This is a genomic window from Geminocystis sp. CENA526, assembly GCF_050753365.1.
Taxonomy (GTDB): domain Bacteria; phylum Cyanobacteriota; class Cyanobacteriia; order Cyanobacteriales; family Cyanobacteriaceae; genus Geminocystis.
The window spans coordinates 38,594-54,758 of record NZ_JBLZFY010000018.1; the positions used below are offsets into that span (position 1 = coordinate 38,594).

Here is a 16,165-nt window from a genome sequence, read left to right on the forward strand (position 1 = left end):
ATTAGTTAGAGAAAATAGGTATTGAGTTATAATGAATTTAAACAATTAGGAAATATAAACTATGAGTATTAATATTTCGATCGAACAAAGTCAATTAAAAGCAATGGTAAAAGAAATTATTTTAGAGTTATTTTCTAATAAAAAAGAAGAATTTATCGATTATTTAATGAAAGCTGACATCATTAATAATGAAGATATAGACTTAGAAGAATCAGCGAATTTATATGCAGAAATTTATCGAGAAAGTGAAGATTTGCAAGAGTTAACCGAGTCAGCTTTATGGGATTTAAAGTAATGAATAATTTAGAAAGAGGAATGATAATTGACGTTAATCTTGAACCAAAAAAAGGCTCGGAAACAGGTAAAATAAGACCATGTATTATAGTAACAAATAATACTTATAATCAAATGGCGGTTTAAAAAACATAATTATTTCCGATAAAAATTTAGTGATAAAATTAAAGAAAGTTTTAGATTAGAAGTTCGATCGAAACAGTTATTAGGAATAGCAAAAAAAGGAGTAGAAAAAGCCATAGAAAGTGATGAGGAAATAGCGATAAAAAGGATTAATGAGGAGTTAGAGAAAATAGGGATTGAAGTATAATTAAATAAAATTAAGAGGGAAATAAAATGACAAAATGGCGTGTTATTCTTGAACCAGATTTACAAACAGGAGAATGGGCGGTTTATTGCCCAGAATTACCCGGTTGCACATCTTGTGGTGATACTGAAGAAGAAGCGTTAAATAATATTAAAGAAGCGATTGAACTATACTTGCAACCAGACGATATTAAATTATCAGATCATAGTTATATTAGAGAGGTTGTACTTTAATGACTCGAATGCTTCGACTGACGGCGAAAGAAGTAGAAAAAATATTACAACGCTATAATTTTCAATTAATTTCTCAAAAAGGTAGTCATCGTAAGTGGAGAAATAAGGAGGTTATTACCAAATGGATAAACTAACTCAATATCAAGATATTATTGTTAAAGTTTTAAATCCTTATCTTAATATTCAATATGCAAATATCAACATTAAAAATTACCCTGCTTACGATCATGAACATCAGCAATATTTAATAATATCTCAAGGTTGGCAAGATAATAAACATTTTCATAGTTGTTTAATTCACCTAGAAATTATTAAGGGAAAAATTTGGATTCAATGCGATAATACAGAAGATGGCATAGCTAATGAATTAGTTTCTGCTGGTATTTCATCTAAAGATATTATTTTGGGTTTTCATGAACCAAGTATTAGAAAATATACTGGTTTTGCTGTGGCTTAATATAGCTTAATTAAAGATGAGAAGTTAGAGAAAATAGGGATTGATGTATAATTTAAAGTAAAAAGTTATTAATAAAATTAACTATGATGACAACGATTAATGTCTCCGAGTTAAAACCTGAACAAATTAAATATATTGAGGAAATTATTTTAGCACTTAAAGCAAAAAATAAATTAGATGAAAATAAATCTCAGTTTGATATGATTGATTATTTGTTAGAAAATCCTTTAGAAGTAGATGATTTAGAATTTATAACAAGAGAGGAAATTTATGACAAAAAATAATGACTATCTTTGTTTTATTGATTCTAATATTTGGCTTTATGGCTTTTCAACTAATAATAAAGAAGAAACGAAAAGGATTTTAGCTAAACAACTTATACAGGAAAAAAAGATAGTAATTAGTACACAAGTGATTAACGAAGTATCATTTAACTTATTAAAAAAACATAAATTAGATGAAGTAAGTATCTTAAATTTAATTAACTCTTTTTATAATCGTTATCAAATTGTTCAGTTCGATCGAAATGTTTATGAATTAGCGTCTAATGTAAGAAGTAAGTATTGCTTGTCATTTTGGGATAGTTTAATCATTGCATCGGCTTTATTTGCTAATGCAGATATTCTCTATTCAGAAGATATGCAACATGAATTAATTGTAGAGAGACAACTAACAATTATTAATCCTTTTAATAGATAGTTTATTCCCTATTACCTATTACCTATTACCTATTACTTTCCTTCATCAAGATAGCATAAGGTAATCCTATTAATAATAATTGCCGACTTTGCGATGATGTACGGCGGTTAAAGCATCGGGTTTTGATACCCTGCCACTGGTAACTTTACTATATACTACCCAATGATCTCCGCAGTCCATACGACTGACAACTTGACATTCAAGGTAGGCTAGAGCATCGCTTAAAATAGGCGATCGATTGGTGGCTATTTGCGTTTTAACCCCCTCAAAACGATCGGCACCGGGGGGGAATCGTTTGAGAAAATGTTTCATTAGAGCTTGATATTTGCCCTCCTCAAGGATGTTTAACACGAAGGTATCTTCTACTTGTAACAAAGATTCGATCGCACGATCTTTTGCCACTGCTACGGTAAATCCGGGGGGTTCAAAACTTGCTTGTGTTACCCATGATGCCAACATCGCCCCCTTTGCTTCTCCTTTTTGAGCGGTAATGATGTATAATCCTCCGCTAATACGCCCGATGGCTTTGTCTAAATCGCTGTCAAGGGCTTTTCTTTTACTGATACTGGCTTTTTTTGTCAAAATTTGTCCTAAGTCAACCCCCGATTCTTCACACAGTTGATAGGTGGTTTCGTGGGGAGTGTCTTTGATGCGAATGGGAGTGAAAGCAGAGGTTAAGCCTAAGTCTTGTAACTTACGAGAAATCGGATCGATGGGTTCGTCATCACCGCCGTAGGATTCATATAAACCGATGGTTTGTTTATTATTAACACAGGCTAAAATTGCCCCCATTTTGTTACTAATTTCGGTATTATCGGAAAGGGGAGGCATTCCTAAGACAATTCCTGCGGATTTACTAACGATTTCGGGGATTTCGTGAATATCTGTACCATTGAGATCGAACATTTCAACGGTAATGCCTGTTTTAGTAATACCTTTGGCTATGGCTTGGGAAATTCGATCGCTATAACCATAATCAGAGATATAGAACACGGCAACGGTTTTTTCTCCCTTACTTTGCTCGTTACTCCAGCGTTGGTATCGATCGAGCAGTTCTTTCACATTATGCTTTAAAATAGGTCCATGACCATTAGCAACGATCGAAATTTCCCCTAATTCCTGCATACGCTTCATAGCAGATAAAACCGATCGAGCATTGGGTGCCATCAAACATTCATAATAGAAACGGTAATCTGGAGAAATGTCCGCTAAATGTTCATCGTACAAACTAGCACTACAGTAGTGCATTCCAAAGGCATCGCAGGTAAAAAGAGTTTCAGTAGCATGATCATAACTAAAAATAGTATCGGGCCAGTGTAAATTAGGAGCGTTAATAAATTCCATTACATGACCATTACCAAGATCAAGTCGATCGCCGTTTTTAACTATTTGTCGTTTAAAATCAAGATGGACAAATCCTTCCAAAAATTGAATCGCTACCTTAGACGCAACCACAATGATATGGGGGGCAATTTCTAACAAATCTTTAACCAAGCCACTATGATCAGGTTCGGTGTGAGAGATGATTAAATAGTCAATATCTTGAGGATTAATAACTTGATGTAAACAGTCAAAATATAGTTGTTTAAATTTGAGGTGAGAGGTATCAACTAAAGCGTTTTTCTCTCCTTTGATTACATAAGAATTATAAGTAGTGCCGTTTTGTAGTCCAAATTCAATATCAAAGCGATCTCGATCCCAATCTAAAGAACGAATTGTCGTAGTATCTGGGGCAATAACTTCGACTTGAGTTGTCAGACGTTGAGCGGTTTTAATGGGAGTTGTCACCATAAAATTATTTTCCCCTATATATTTTTTCTTATTCCATTATAAGTTTTTCAGGGGTAATCCTTAAGCCTATTCAATTTAATTCTTCAATATATTTGATAAGCAGGGGAAGGGGAGCATTTAAGGTTATTAGACATCTTCAGAAAGACAGGCAAGATGCCTGTTTCACGGTGAGAAAATCATAATTTTTACCAGAAGTCTATTGATTGAGAAGTAGATTTGAGTTAAATATATCCTAATGTTAAGAGAACAATATCTTCCAGTTGTTTAACAGTATCCCATTCCAGTTGTCCTAACAGGCGAATTAAACGAGTTTTATCAAGTACTCTCATTTGATAGCATAAAGCAACAGAATCTTCTGCTAATCCTCCATCACCTTTTTCAATTTTTAAACAAATAGGTAAAGAAACTCGATTTTGATTGGTTGTTAGAGGTATCGTTATTACAGTAGTTGAAAAACGAGACACGATCTCATTCTGAAAAATTATAACAGGACGAATTCCTGATTGTTCAGAGCCTTTAGTGGGATTTAGATTTGCTAACCATATTTCACCACGTTTGAGCAAATTTTTGTCTTCTGTCATATATTCTCCATCTCATTTAACATATTGAGATAGTCATTCATTCCCTCCTCTGCTAATTCTCTATCCTCAGTCGCAAAATCCGTAGCTAGTTTTGACAATTCTTTCACATCCAAATTTATGGATTTACAACCTTTACGAAATTGAAGACAAGAGATAAAATTAGCTACTTCAATTAATTGCTCATAAGAAAGTTGATCAATTTGTTGTTTAACAGTTTCGTTTGTTATAGTATTCATATTACACCAGTCTTTGTACTCCCCAGTCTTAAACAAAGGGGAGAAACTTATTTGAAATTTCTCACCAATGATTTAGTATTGCTATAAAGTTTAAAGATTATTCCATTGATTAGCAGCATCTTGAACAGCTTGTTCAACGGTTTTCTCTTTTAACATAGCACTTTGCAGATTTTCGTGGATAATTTTCTTCAATTCATTGATATTTTTCACAGGAGGAATTAGTACTTCTGCATCTTCTAACTGTACCGCACTAATTCTTCGTGCTTCCGTGAGAATATCTTGATTGGGATCGTTCTCTAAGTTACTAATATACTGCTCGATCGAACTATTATGGGAAGGTAAGACATTCGCCTCTTGAGTGAATTTGAGTTGATTTTCCCCGTTAGTAACAAAAAGGGCATAATTAACAGCACCATCAATATTTTTGCTATCTTTAGGGATAACTAAATTCATCACCGAGACATTTTTCTTTTTGGTATCTCCCGTAACTTGAGGGGCGACTCCCGACACCTCGTAAACCGTAGGGGCATTATTAGCGATGGTTTTCAAAAATTCTGCACCAGTGCCAACTAAACCCAATTCTCCTGCTTGGTATAATTCTATGGCGTGACGATGCCCTTGAGTCATTACTTCAGGAGGCAATAAACCTTTTTGGTATAAATCCGCCCAATAAGTAAAGGCTTTGATACCTTCGGGGGTGTTAAATCCAGCTTTACCTTGATCATCTAGCAGAGTTACCCCCATTTTGACAAGGGATTGTAATATTTCGTTAGAATCAGTCGTTACCAACGGAATGAAAAAGGCATATTTGCCAGTGGTATTTTTAATTTTTTCGGCGGCAATAGCTAAATCCTCATAGGTTTGAGGGGGGTTAGTAATTCCTGCTTTTTCAAACAAGTCTTTATTATAAACAGTGATAGTTGTTGTCAGATACCAAGGGATACCGAAAGTTGTGGTTTCGCACTGATTTTCAGCTTGACAGATTTCAATTTTATTCGCATCCCAAATTTTAGACAAGTATTCGCTTTTGACTTCGGGGGAGATTTTCTCATCAAGATTTAACCATGCGTTGCGACTGGCTAATTGAGAGGCAAAATCAGGATTAAGATTCACTACATCGGGCGCATTTTGGGCAGAAACTGCCGTTAAAATTTTGCTTTCCATAGCATTCCAAGGCACATCAACCCATTGTATTTTATTATCAGGATTTTCGCTTTCAAAGCGTTGATTTAAGTCGTTAAAATAAGGGGTAAATTGTGGCTGTAACTGCATTGTCCAAAATTCGATCGAACCCTCCGTATTCGCTTGGGGGGAGGCACAGCTAACTAAAATTGTTAACAATAAGCCAGAAAGAAACCAGATGATATAATTAACAGGATTTTTACGGTGTTTATAAATAGATAAAAAATTCATATTTTTTTAATAGACGTTGTTAAAAAATTTTTTTATGATGCGTACTAGCTTATTCATTATTTCTGATTAAAGGGGGTTTTTCGGTTAAATCCACCACTACCCAGTCTAAAAAATCAATGGGCGCAGTAAACTCAATTTGTGCCTCTGGTGCTGGACTTTTGTTAAGATCGATCGAAATAACCTTACCAATAGGAATATCAGGTGGAAAAATGCTACTAATACTAGAAGTAGTCACCACATCCCCCTCCTTAACATCTGCAACTTTAGCATAAAACTCCATTAAACCAACAGCAGTGCCTTGCCCTTTAATAAAGCCTTGATAACCCTTCCTGACAATGGTTGCACCCACTCGACTGTTATAATCGCTAATCAATAATACTCGGCTAGTGTTAGGAGTAACTTCCATGATTCTCCCCACTAATCCTCCGACACTCATCACCACATGATTAGATTTAATGCCCTTATTACTTCCAGCATCAATGGTGATAATTTGCCACCAAGCATCGGCACTTCTGCCAATTACCCTCGCAGGAATCAATTCCCCTGAATATTTTTCTTGATACTGAATAATTTTTTGGAGATTCTCATTTTGTTTTTCTAAGGCAACGATTTTATTACTTAATTCCTGAATCGTACGTTGTTCATATAATGCCATTCGATCGATTTGAGGGTACAATAACCAAGAAGGAGAAAGACGGTATAAAGTCTCAGAAATCAACGCCCCCTGAGTATAATAAACCAACCATGCCATAGACAAACTAATTAGTCCGAAAACTAATTGACTGCCGTATTTTTGCCACCAACGATAAATGAATTTAAAAGCCATTTAGAATTTAGAATCTGGGAAATCTCAAATCAAGATAATCTAAGATATTATACTCAGTAAAGGAAGAAAAGATAATCAGGAGAAATTCTTAACTCGATCGTACCAGATTTAAGAAAAAACCTTTACAATCAAATCTAATTAATATACTTTTATCAAAAATAATATATTTCAAGATGACTGTTCACATATCACTCAATGAACGCCATCGCAAAATTTTACAGGCAACCGTAAAACATTATATTGCGACTGCCGAACCTGTTGGCTCAAAAACTTTAATCGACGAATATAATTTTAGTGTTAGTTCAGCTACAATTCGTAATGCGATGGGAAAATTAGAAAAAGCTGGTTTTCTCTATCAACCTTACACTTCTGCGGGTAGAATACCCTCTGATTCTGGTTATCGTATTTATGTAGATCAATTAATAGCACCTGAGAATACGGTTAAATCTTCTTTCGATCGAATTTTAAATCATAGCATCAAAACTGTTTCAGGACGTTATGAAATTTTATTTCAAAATATTACCAATATTTTAGCTGATTTAAGTGGTTGTATTGCCCTAATTACTTTACCGCAAATTGCTAGTAATATCCTGTATCATTTACAACTTTTAAGATTAACTAATGATCAAATTATGTTAGTTATGGTAGTTGACAACTATCAAACAGAATCCATTTTATTAGACAGCAAACAGTTAAAAATACCCCATGATGATAACTCTCTGGAAATGCTCGATCGAGAATTAGAAATATTATCAAACTTTTTAAACCATAAATTAAAGGGAAAATCTTTAACCGAAATTAGTATTTTAGATTGGGGAGAATTAAGTAACGAATTTTTAATTTATGCAGATTTTATTAATACTTTACTAAGCAAAATTAAAGATAATTATAGGTTATCAAATAATACTAATATTTTAACTCAAGGGTTATCAAAATTAGTACAACAACCTGAATTTTCGCATATAGAACATATTAAAACCTTATTAAATTTGATTGAAAAAGAACAAGATCAGCTTTTACCCTTAGTTTTTAATACTCAAGAAAATAAAAATTCATGGCAAAAAGTTAAAATTACCATCGGTTCAGAAAATCCCTTAGAATCTATGCAGTTTTGTAGTTTAATCTCCGCCTATTATTATCAAGGAGAATACCCTGCTGGAAGTGTTGGTATTATAGGACCAACTCGCATGGCTTACGAACAGGCGATCGCACTGGTGGAAGCTACCGCCGATTATTTAACAACTCAACTGCAAAATGCTGAGTATTAATGATGATGGTAGGTAAAAGGCAAGACTTCTGGTAAAAAAGATTTTTGATTGGTTTGTAGTAACGGCTTTAGCCGTGTTTTTTCATTCTTTAACCTGCTACTCTAATTCATTTTTTGACATTGAAGATAGATATATTCTAAATTAATGGGTTTTTTGGTGATAGAAGTCAAGTTAACTCCTTCAAAACGTTTAATTATTTCTGCTAAATCTAAAATTTCTTCTGTTAAAAATGCTAATTCATCTTGATAATAAGCATAGTTAAAACCTTGTTTTTTTCCTAACTCAATGGCTTTTTCTTCTTCTTCTGTGGTGACAATAATTAACTCTTTAGCAGGAATTATTTGTTTTAATTGATTTAATGTGCCTTCTTGGACAATTTTACCATCTTTAATGATACCAATTCGATCGCACAGTTTTTCGGCTTCTTCCAAAAAATGAGTTGTTAATAAAATAGTAATTCCTTCCTTTTTTAACCTTAAGATTAACTGCCAAATTTCATAACGAGATTCAATATCTAAACCCGTTGTTGGTTCATCTAAAATTATCAGTTTTGGGTTATGAATTAAGGCTACTGCTATATTTAATCTTCTTTGCATTCCTCCGCTTAAAGTTGATACGATCGAATCTTTTTTATCGAATAAATTTACTGCTTTTAATTGTTCATAAATAGAGGCTTTTAATTGAGTACCTTTTAACCCATAAATTTTACCAAAAAAGTTTAAATTTTCTGCACAGGTAAGATGAGGATAAAGTAAATTTTCTTGGGGGGCGACTCCTAATAAATATTTAGATTTTTCATTCAATTTTTTACCATTAATTAATATTTCTCCTTCTTCATAATTTAACAATCCACAAATAAGATTAATAGTGGTGGTTTTTCCAGCACCATTTGCCCCTAATAAGCCATAAATTTCTCCTGTCTTAATCTCCAGATTTAGGTTATTTAAAACTTTTTTTCGATCGAAAAATTTAGTTAAATTTGTAATAGTTAACATGAGTTAAATTTAGGAGTTGCTAAAAAAGTATTTTGATGAAGAGAGGGAAAAGGGAAAAGGGAAAAGGGAAGAGTGAATAAGTTACAAAAATAAAAGTTTTGAGGCTTTATAAGGGCATATAAATACAAAGTTATTTTAAATAAAATTCTGTAAAAATGCAAAACATTTAGTCTCTCGTTGTAAAAATTAACCCTCTAATTGATTAATTCCTATTCCTGCTAAATATCCAGTAGTCCAAGCATTTTGAAAGTTAAAACCTCCCGTTACTCCGTCAATATCTAAAATTTCTCCTGCAAAAAATAAATTCGGACAAATTTTACTCATCATTGTCTTAAAGTCCACCTCTTTTAAAGTCACTCCTCCACAAGTCACAAATTCTTCTTTAAACATTCCTTTTCCCTCAATTATATACTTACCTTTTGTCAGTTCGATCGAGAGGTTATCCATTTCTTTTTTAGTAAGATCAGCCCAAATTTTCTGATTATTAGTTAAACTATAGTTTACCAAACTTTGCCATAATCTTTTCGGTAAATTAAACTGAGAATAATTAATTACTTTTTGTTTAGAAATAGACAATTTAATTTCTTGTAACTTAGCTTTGATAGACTCTAAATTATATTCAGGAAGCCAATTAATAATTAAAGGTACATTATATTTATGATCATATAAAACTCTTGCTCCCCAAGCGGATAATTTTAACACAGCAGGAGCGCTTAAACCCCAATGAGTAATTAATAAAGCCCCTGATTGTTCGAGTTTTTTCTTGAGTTTAATATCTAGGTAAATATCCACATTATTAACACTAACTCCTGCTAAATCTTTGATTCTGACATCATTAATTTTAAAGGTAAATAAAGAAGGTATAGGCGATTGAATAGAATGCCCTAATTTTTTTGCCCATTGATAGCCTAAAGGATTACTTCCCGTAGCGATTAACAGGTATTTTGCGGTTAATATTTCTCCTGATTTTAGAGTAAGATTAAAACCTGATTCTGACTTATTTATATCTTTGACTGGAGTTTTAGTTAATATTTTTATCCCTAATTTTTGTGCATTTTTGACTAAACAATCAATAATCGTTTGAGAATCATCGCTGATAGGAAAAATTCTGCCATCCCCTTCGGTTTTAAGTTTAACTCCCCTACTTTCAAACCAGTTAATAGTATCTTGAGGTTGAAAACGAGCAAAAGCACCTCGCAATTCTTTGTTACCACGGGGATAATAATTAATTAATTCACTAGGATTAAAACAATGATGGGTGACGTTACACCTCCCTCCCCCAGAAATTTTTACTTTACCCAATACTTGAGGGGAGGCTTCTAAAATAGTAATACTTAAATTTTTATTTTGTATAGCTGTATTAATTGCACCAAAAAAACCTGCTGCGCCACCGCCGATAATGATTACATCTGAATAATGATTCATGGAATTATAAATAAGACATTTTTTAACAGTCGAAACGTTATCTTTAAAGTTATAGAAGTTACCCACTTGTACCAAAAATCAAAGGATTGAGATTCCTTCGCTACTCTCGGAATGACAGAATATCGTTAAAGGTGCGTAAGTCCTAAGCTATTTTAAAAGAGGCTATCTTTATCACCCCTAGCAAGTTTAATTTAACTCGACACTATTAGCATAGCTATAAAGTTTAATACCTAAATTTTGTGCTACAGGTTTGGCTCTTTCATCAACCATCGGGGAAATAACGATTTTACGTTGTGGTTTTCTATTATGACGTTTTTCGTAAAAAGCCACTTTCTTATCAAAAATATACATTTCAGCCTTATCGATCGAAAATTTAATTTCACAAAGGATGAGTAAACCATTTTTGATGATAACATCAATTTCTACTTATTCTGGTACTCCAACTTACTTTGAAACCGTCCTGTTATTTTATGGGGGGTTGGAGATTGCTTCGTACCTCGCAATGACAATAAAAAATTATATGAAAAGTTCGATCGACTTTGGAGGTGAGGTGCGATCGAGATTAAATAAAAGGATTAAGTATTTGCAATGGCGATGAGTTAAAAACAATTACTTGTAAATGCTGTAAATCTTCTGTAACTAAAACATTGCATTTGACTGACAACGCAGAAGCAATAATCAAGGAATCATAAAAGCTAAATCCATAACGTTTTTTAATTTCGATCGCATCAAAAGTCAAATCTTGAGTTAGAGGAATACAATTAGCAACAGATAAAATTAGGTTTAAAAAATCAATAGTGTCTTTCTTACTTAAAACTTTCTTTTTGGTAAGAACATTAGAAATTTCATTAATCACTTGTGTAGAGATATAGATATTGTCCTGATGCAAAGATAAAATATTCTTAACTCTATTGCGTTTAAATGTATCCTCTGGATTTTCTGGTAATAAACTTAAATATAAAAAAATATTCGTATCATAAAAAAATTTATCTGACATTACGTTCTTCCCTAGAAGGAATACCCCCTTCTAATCTAATTTGATGCTCTTGAGTCCAAGCCAATAATTTTGCCACTGCTTTTGCCTTTGACTGTTTAGCATTTAGTAAGGAATTTTTATTAATTGAATCTAGTTGTGCCTCTATTTGTAAGCGTTGTTCAAAATCTTGAATCTCTTTTTTTAACCTATCTTGAGGTAAATTATCAGGTACATTTATTTCAATTTTCATTTGTTTAAATTCCTCTAAATGAATTTAATTTCATAATAACCTGAGTTCGATAATTGTGCATTAACTGCTCAATGAGTTCGATCGATGTTATATAATAAACCTAAAGTTCGAGCGAGATAAAAGGAGTCAGATTCGATGAGTATTTCGGCAGGAGAATTAAAAAAAAAAGGTGTTTCGATTATTAAAACAAAACTGGAAAAAACGAGTCAAGAAACCATCACGGTAAAAGGAGAAGACACTTTTGTAGTGATGAATTTAGAACATTATAATTATTTGCGTGAATGCGAATTAGAAATAGCACTACAACAAGCAAAAAATGATTATGCTCAAGGTAATTTTGTGCAAGAAAGTGTAGAAAAACATATTGAACGCATAGCTAATGAATTATAATTTGATTTATACAAAAAGCTATAACAATAGAGCAAAAAAATTTATTAAAAAACATCCTGAATTAGTTAAACAATATGAAAAAACCTTAAAATTACTGGAGTTGAATCCTCATCATCCGTCATTAAGATTACATAGACTAAAAGGCAAACTTCAAGATTTGTATTCAGTATCAATTAATATTTCTTACAGAATTTGTCTTCATTTAATTATTACTGAAAGAGAAATTATTTTGGTTGATATAGGCTCTCATAATGAAGTTTATTAGAATATGAAAATATAATATTATTCAGAGTTTTGGACATTGCTTCGTTACCTCGCAATGACAGATAAGCAAGGTTCGATCGTGCTATTGTATGTTTTACCTAGTTTTTTGATTTCTTCGAGGCTTTGATCAAAAGACTTTTTCATCATACCTAAATAAATATTATGCAGTTACACTTATCCACTTGGCAAGAAATCGAAACCTATTTAAAGGATAATACTGGAATAATTATTCCCATTGGATCAACAGAACAACATGGACCTACGGGGTTAATCGGTACGGATGCAATTTGTGCCGAAAAAGTTGCTTTAGGGGTCGATATGAACGTTAAAACCATCGTAGCACCAACAATTAATGTGGGCATGGCGCTTCATCATACTGCGTTCCCCGGTACGATCAGTTTACGTCCGACAACTTTAATCCTCTATGTTCAAGATTACGTTACTTCTTTAGCAAAAGCGGGTTTTCGCAAGTTCTTTTTTATTAATGGACACGGAGGTAATATCGCAACTCTCAAAGCGTCTTTTTCTCAGATTTATGATCATTTAGAGAGTTTAAACATCCCTAATAGTAATCAGGTAAAGTGTTCGATCGCAAACTGGTTTATGTGCCGAGAGGTGTATAAATTGGCAAAAGAATTGTATGGAGATCAAGAAGGCTCTCACGCTACACCCTCAGAAGTTGCTTTAACTCAATTTGTCTATCCTGATCATATCAAAAATGCTCCTTTGAGTGAAGAAGTAGGCAAAGGACATCCCATTTACGGCGCAACTAATTTTCGTGAGTGCTATCCTGATGGTAGAATGGGATCAAATCCTAATTTAGCAACTCCTGAACACGGTCAACAGTTCTATGAGTTAGCAGTAAAAGAACTAACGAACAGTTATCTGGAATTTATTAGTTAGACAGGATTTTTTTTGATCTTATTCTCTATCTTAAATCATCGATGAAATCATATATTGCGGCGGCGGTTTGCATGACTAGCACTCCTGATGTTGACAACAATTTAACTCAGGCGGAAGAATTAATTGAATTAGCGGTTAATCAAGGGGCAAAATTGATTGGCTTACCTGAAAATTTCTCTTTTTTGGGGAAAGATGAAGATAAAATTCATCAGGTGGATACGATCGCAACTAAGAGTGAGAAATTCTTAATTCGTATGGCACAACGTTTTCAAGTAACCATTTTAGGGGGCGGTTTTCCGACTCCTTTTGCCGAAGATAAATCTAAAGCCCATAATACCGCTATTTTAGTTGATCCCAGTGGTTTAGAGTTGGCTCGTTATGACAAAGTACATTTATTTGATGTTAATGTGCCTGATGGCAATAATTATCAAGAATCTAGTACGGTAAAAAGTGGTGCTAGTTTGCCCTCCGTTTATGATGCTGGTGATTTAGGAAAATTGGGCTTATCTATCTGTTATGATGTGCGTTTCCCCGAAGTTTATCGTCATCTTTCGAGACAGGGTGCAGAAATTCTCTTTATTCCTGCGGCTTTTACCGCTTATACTGGTAAAGATCATTGGCAGGTATTATTACAGGCTAGATCGATCGAAAATACTTGTTATGTAATCGCCCCTGCTCAAACGGGGAATCATTATGCTAGACGTTGTAGTCATGGACACGCCATGATAGTTGATCCTTGGGGATCAATTTTAGCAAGTACAGGCTCTCAAATTGGGGTAGCTATAGCAGAAATCAATCCTCAAAGATTACAACAAGTTCGGCAACAAATGCCTTCTTTACAGCATCGTGTTTTTTAATAATAACATTATGTCATTCCGAGCGATAGCGAAGGAATCCATTGATGTTTTGTAAAAGTGTCTAAGTCTTAGGATGGACAAGTGGACAGGTGGACAGATGGACAGAAAACGTTTAAATCAGAAAAATGGTCAAAAAACGCTGGAAAACCTTTATTATCGCTTTTATCGTGGGCTGTAGCCTTATTTTTGGGTGGGGTGTATCCTCTGGTTTACAGGGTTTAGCCCAAGCACACACAAAATCTGTAGATAGAGCAACAGGCAATTTTACTGTAGGGGAAGAATTTTACCTCCAATATTGCTCTACTTGCCATATTCCCATCCCTCCAGCCGTTTTACCTCAAGAAACTTGGCAGAGAATTTTAGAAAACCCCGGTAATCATTACGGAGTGAGAATCGAAGGCTTAACAGGATTTACTCAACGCCTGATGTGGCAATATTTACAAAACTATTCCCGTCAGCTATTAAGAGATGAAATTCGTCCTCAATATATGGCACAATCTCGTTATTTCTTCGCCCTCCATCCCAAAGTCGATTTACCCACCCCCACCACGATTAACACTTGTATTCAATGTCATCCCCAAGCACAAGATTTTAATTATCGGGTTGATTTCTAAGACAACATTGCAATTAGAAAATCTTTTTAAGAATAGGAAAAAAGAGAAACTCGATCTGTTTCTATTTCTATATAAGGATTATAAATTTTTGGGGAGGTCTAATTTTTATACTGAGTGTATCATAAACTAATAGACTTCTCCAATAATTATGTTTAACCGATTGAAAATGACGATAAACTATATTAATTTAACGATTTCAATATCTAAATTGATTTAATTTTTCATTTCTGGAGATGTCTAATGTAAATAAGCCGTAACAATTTGTAAAAAAAAACAAAAACAATATAATCTTGAAACAAAAATATACATTAAAGTATGAAAATTATTGTTATATTATAAGTTAGAGTGTCTAAATAATTGTTTAAGTAGCTCTACAAAAAAACTGTAATTTACGTTTTAGGAGTATTCCTATGGCTACATTTACAGGTACGAATGGCGATAATATTTTACCCTCCCTAGGGCAAGATAACAGTGGTGATGATATTTTTAAACCTTTACGGGGAATGGATGAAGTCGATGGCGGAGATGGTGATGATATTCTCGTTATCGACTATTCAGGAAATACATTCTCTGGTGATCAAGCATATAATCCTGGAATTTCTACAAGTTTCAATGATGATGGTTCGGGAAGTTTCTCAGGATATATTAGTGCTTACAAAAAGTTAAACGATAGTTATGGTCAAGATGAAGTTTATTTCCAGAATATAGAGCGTTTTCGTATCACAGGTACAAACTTTAATGATGATATTATAATTGGTTGGAATAATGATACGGTTAATGCTGGTGGAGGAGATGACTACATTCACGCCCTAGAAGGTATTGATTCGATTAACGGTGGTGAGGGAATAGATACCATTGGATATACTAATTTAGCAGATGCTACCAATAATCTTAGTATTAAAAGCACTGGTGCAACCATTACCACCAGTAATGGTATTGTCATCAAAAACGTTGAACAATTTATCAAACTATATACGGGAAGTGGAAAAGATAATATTGTTTTTACAGAGCGTTTTGATAATGAAATTCACACGGGAAATGGTAATGATACCATTAATGCAGGATTAGGAAGTGATCGAGTGGATGGTGGCAGTGGTATTGATACCCTCACTATCAACTATTCTAGTAATACTTATGGTGGAAGTTCTAGCTATCCTGCTGGAATCGATAGTGACTATACTCTAAATCATGGGGAAGGTTACAATGGTTCAGTATCAGCTTATTATAATAAAAAAGGAAGTTACGATCGAATAGAATTTTCTAACATTGAAAAATTAAGTATTATTGGTACACCTAAAAATGACTATTTTAGATTTGGTGGGGGCTAACAACAGTTAACAAAAATTTACTTAATTCTTTTTAAAATTACTCATTTATAATGCTAAA

24 protein-coding genes are annotated in these 16,165 nt (G+C 33.4%); 14 read left to right on the forward strand and 10 right to left on the reverse strand.

The window, feature by feature from the left end; genetic code table 11:
• Nucleotides 1–61: 61 nt before the first annotated feature.
• The 7 genes from ACN4EE_RS07475 to ACN4EE_RS07505 all read left to right on the forward strand — a co-directional run bounded on the left by ACN4EE_RS07475 (nt 62) and on the right by ACN4EE_RS07505 (nt 1,990).
• A complete protein-coding gene (locus ACN4EE_RS07475) occupies nt 62–295 on the forward strand; it encodes a hypothetical protein (protein WP_431705788.1) in 234 nt (77 codons plus the stop codon).
• Entirely contained in the window at nt 280–420 is a 141-nt protein-coding gene (locus ACN4EE_RS07480) for a type II toxin-antitoxin system PemK/MazF family toxin (RefSeq protein WP_431705789.1), read from the forward strand. The genes ACN4EE_RS07475 and ACN4EE_RS07480 overlap by 16 nt, the downstream gene beginning before the upstream one ends.
• Before the next feature lie 210 nt (nt 421–630).
• On the forward strand, nt 631–834 hold the full coding sequence (locus ACN4EE_RS07485) for a type II toxin-antitoxin system HicB family antitoxin (RefSeq protein ID WP_431705790.1): 204 nt from the start codon (nt 631–633) through the stop codon (nt 832–834).
• Nucleotides 834–968 (forward strand): type II toxin-antitoxin system HicA family toxin, encoded by a 135-nt coding sequence (locus tag ACN4EE_RS07490; RefSeq protein WP_431705791.1) that lies wholly within the window; start codon nt 834–836, stop codon nt 966–968. Before ACN4EE_RS07485 ends, ACN4EE_RS07490 begins: the two co-directional genes overlap by 1 nt.
• A complete protein-coding gene (locus ACN4EE_RS07495; RefSeq protein ID WP_431705792.1) occupies nt 956–1,291 on the forward strand; it encodes a XisI protein in 336 nt (111 codons plus the stop codon). Before ACN4EE_RS07490 ends, ACN4EE_RS07495 begins: the two co-directional genes overlap by 13 nt.
• Before the next feature lie 83 nt (nt 1,292–1,374).
• Nucleotides 1,375–1,575, forward strand: a complete 201-nt coding sequence (locus ACN4EE_RS07500; RefSeq protein ID WP_431705793.1) for a hypothetical protein — start codon at nt 1,375–1,377, stop codon at nt 1,573–1,575.
• Nucleotides 1,562–1,990 carry a PIN domain-containing protein gene (locus ACN4EE_RS07505; RefSeq protein ID WP_431705794.1) on the forward strand — a complete coding sequence of 143 codons (429 nt, stop codon included), beginning with the start codon at nt 1,562–1,564 and terminating at the stop codon, nt 1,988–1,990. The genes ACN4EE_RS07500 and ACN4EE_RS07505 overlap by 14 nt, the downstream gene beginning before the upstream one ends.
• Nucleotides 1,991–2,059: 69 nt before the next feature.
• Here the strand turns inward: ACN4EE_RS07505 and ACN4EE_RS07510 are convergent, their stop codons facing one another.
• The 5 genes from ACN4EE_RS07510 to mreC form a co-directional block, all read right to left on the reverse strand.
• Entirely contained in the window at nt 2,060–3,781 is a 1,722-nt protein-coding gene (locus ACN4EE_RS07510; protein ID WP_431705795.1) for a diflavin flavoprotein, read from the reverse strand.
• 221 nt (nt 3,782–4,002) lie between these two features.
• Nucleotides 4,003–4,362: a type II toxin-antitoxin system PemK/MazF family toxin gene (locus ACN4EE_RS07515; protein WP_431705796.1), complete on the reverse strand. Its 360-nt coding sequence runs from the start codon at nt 4,360–4,362 to the stop codon at nt 4,003–4,005.
• Nucleotides 4,359–4,598, reverse strand: coding sequence for a hypothetical protein (locus tag ACN4EE_RS07520; RefSeq protein ID WP_431705797.1), 240 nt, complete (start codon nt 4,596–4,598; stop codon nt 4,359–4,361). The genes ACN4EE_RS07515 and ACN4EE_RS07520 overlap by 4 nt, the downstream gene beginning before the upstream one ends.
• A gap of 90 nt (nt 4,599–4,688) precedes the next feature.
• Nucleotides 4,689–6,011, reverse strand: a complete 1,323-nt coding sequence (locus ACN4EE_RS07525; protein WP_431705798.1) for an ABC transporter substrate-binding protein — start codon at nt 6,009–6,011, stop codon at nt 4,689–4,691.
• Between the two features lie 49 nt (nt 6,012–6,060).
• A complete protein-coding gene (gene mreC / locus ACN4EE_RS07530) occupies nt 6,061–6,837 on the reverse strand; it encodes a rod shape-determining protein MreC (RefSeq protein WP_431705799.1) in 777 nt (258 codons plus the stop codon).
• 173 nt (nt 6,838–7,010) lie between these two features.
• On the opposite strand from mreC, the gene hrcA reads away from it, so the two are divergent.
• A complete protein-coding gene (gene hrcA / locus ACN4EE_RS07535) occupies nt 7,011–8,105 on the forward strand; it encodes a heat-inducible transcriptional repressor HrcA (RefSeq protein ID WP_431705800.1) in 1,095 nt (364 codons plus the stop codon).
• Nucleotides 8,106–8,206: 101 nt separating this feature from the next.
• Here the strand turns inward: hrcA and ACN4EE_RS07540 are convergent, their stop codons facing one another.
• The 5 genes from ACN4EE_RS07540 to ACN4EE_RS07560 all read right to left on the reverse strand — a co-directional run bounded on the left by ACN4EE_RS07540 (nt 8,207) and on the right by ACN4EE_RS07560 (nt 11,751).
• The gene (locus ACN4EE_RS07540; protein ID WP_431705801.1) at nt 8,207–9,100 is read right to left on the reverse strand and encodes an ABC transporter ATP-binding protein; all 894 of its coding nucleotides are present in this window, start codon (nt 9,098–9,100) and stop codon (nt 8,207–8,209) included.
• Nucleotides 9,101–9,286: 186 nt separating this feature from the next.
• Nucleotides 9,287–10,525 (reverse strand): BaiN/RdsA family NAD(P)/FAD-dependent oxidoreductase, encoded by a 1,239-nt coding sequence (locus ACN4EE_RS07545; RefSeq protein WP_431705802.1) that lies wholly within the window; start codon nt 10,523–10,525, stop codon nt 9,287–9,289.
• Nucleotides 10,526–10,711: 186 nt separating this feature from the next.
• Nucleotides 10,712–10,945 carry a hypothetical protein gene (locus tag ACN4EE_RS07550; RefSeq protein ID WP_431705814.1) on the reverse strand — a complete coding sequence of 78 codons (234 nt, stop codon included), beginning with the start codon at nt 10,943–10,945 and terminating at the stop codon, nt 10,712–10,714.
• A gap of 142 nt (nt 10,946–11,087) precedes the next feature.
• The gene (locus tag ACN4EE_RS07555; RefSeq protein ID WP_431705803.1) at nt 11,088–11,522 is read right to left on the reverse strand and encodes a PIN domain-containing protein; all 435 of its coding nucleotides are present in this window, start codon (nt 11,520–11,522) and stop codon (nt 11,088–11,090) included.
• Nucleotides 11,512–11,751, reverse strand: coding sequence for a hypothetical protein (locus ACN4EE_RS07560; protein WP_431705804.1), 240 nt, complete (start codon nt 11,749–11,751; stop codon nt 11,512–11,514). Before ACN4EE_RS07560 ends, ACN4EE_RS07555 begins: the two co-directional genes overlap by 11 nt.
• A gap of 135 nt (nt 11,752–11,886) precedes the next feature.
• Between ACN4EE_RS07560 and ACN4EE_RS07565 the strand changes: the two genes are divergently transcribed.
• The 6 genes from ACN4EE_RS07565 (at nt 11,887) to ACN4EE_RS07590 (ending at nt 16,107) form a co-directional block, all read left to right on the forward strand.
• On the forward strand, nt 11,887–12,141 hold the full coding sequence (locus tag ACN4EE_RS07565) for a type II toxin-antitoxin system Phd/YefM family antitoxin (RefSeq protein WP_431705805.1): 255 nt from the start codon (nt 11,887–11,889) through the stop codon (nt 12,139–12,141).
• A complete protein-coding gene (locus ACN4EE_RS07570) occupies nt 12,131–12,406 on the forward strand; it encodes a type II toxin-antitoxin system RelE/ParE family toxin (RefSeq protein WP_431705806.1) in 276 nt (91 codons plus the stop codon). Before ACN4EE_RS07565 ends, ACN4EE_RS07570 begins: the two co-directional genes overlap by 11 nt.
• Nucleotides 12,407–12,567: 161 nt before the next feature.
• Nucleotides 12,568–13,308: a creatininase family protein gene (locus tag ACN4EE_RS07575; protein ID WP_431705807.1), complete on the forward strand. Its 741-nt coding sequence runs from the start codon at nt 12,568–12,570 to the stop codon at nt 13,306–13,308.
• A 41-nt stretch (nt 13,309–13,349) separates the two neighbouring features.
• The gene (locus ACN4EE_RS07580) at nt 13,350–14,165 is read left to right on the forward strand and encodes a carbon-nitrogen hydrolase family protein (RefSeq protein WP_431705808.1); all 816 of its coding nucleotides are present in this window, start codon (nt 13,350–13,352) and stop codon (nt 14,163–14,165) included.
• A gap of 125 nt (nt 14,166–14,290) precedes the next feature.
• A complete protein-coding gene (locus ACN4EE_RS07585) occupies nt 14,291–14,779 on the forward strand; it encodes a dihem cytochrome c family protein (protein ID WP_431705809.1) in 489 nt (162 codons plus the stop codon).
• A gap of 410 nt (nt 14,780–15,189) precedes the next feature.
• Complete coding sequence (locus ACN4EE_RS07590) at nt 15,190–16,107, forward strand: calcium-binding protein (protein WP_431705810.1); 918 nt, start codon at nt 15,190–15,192, stop codon at nt 16,105–16,107.
• Nucleotides 16,108–16,165: the final 58 nt, after the last annotated feature.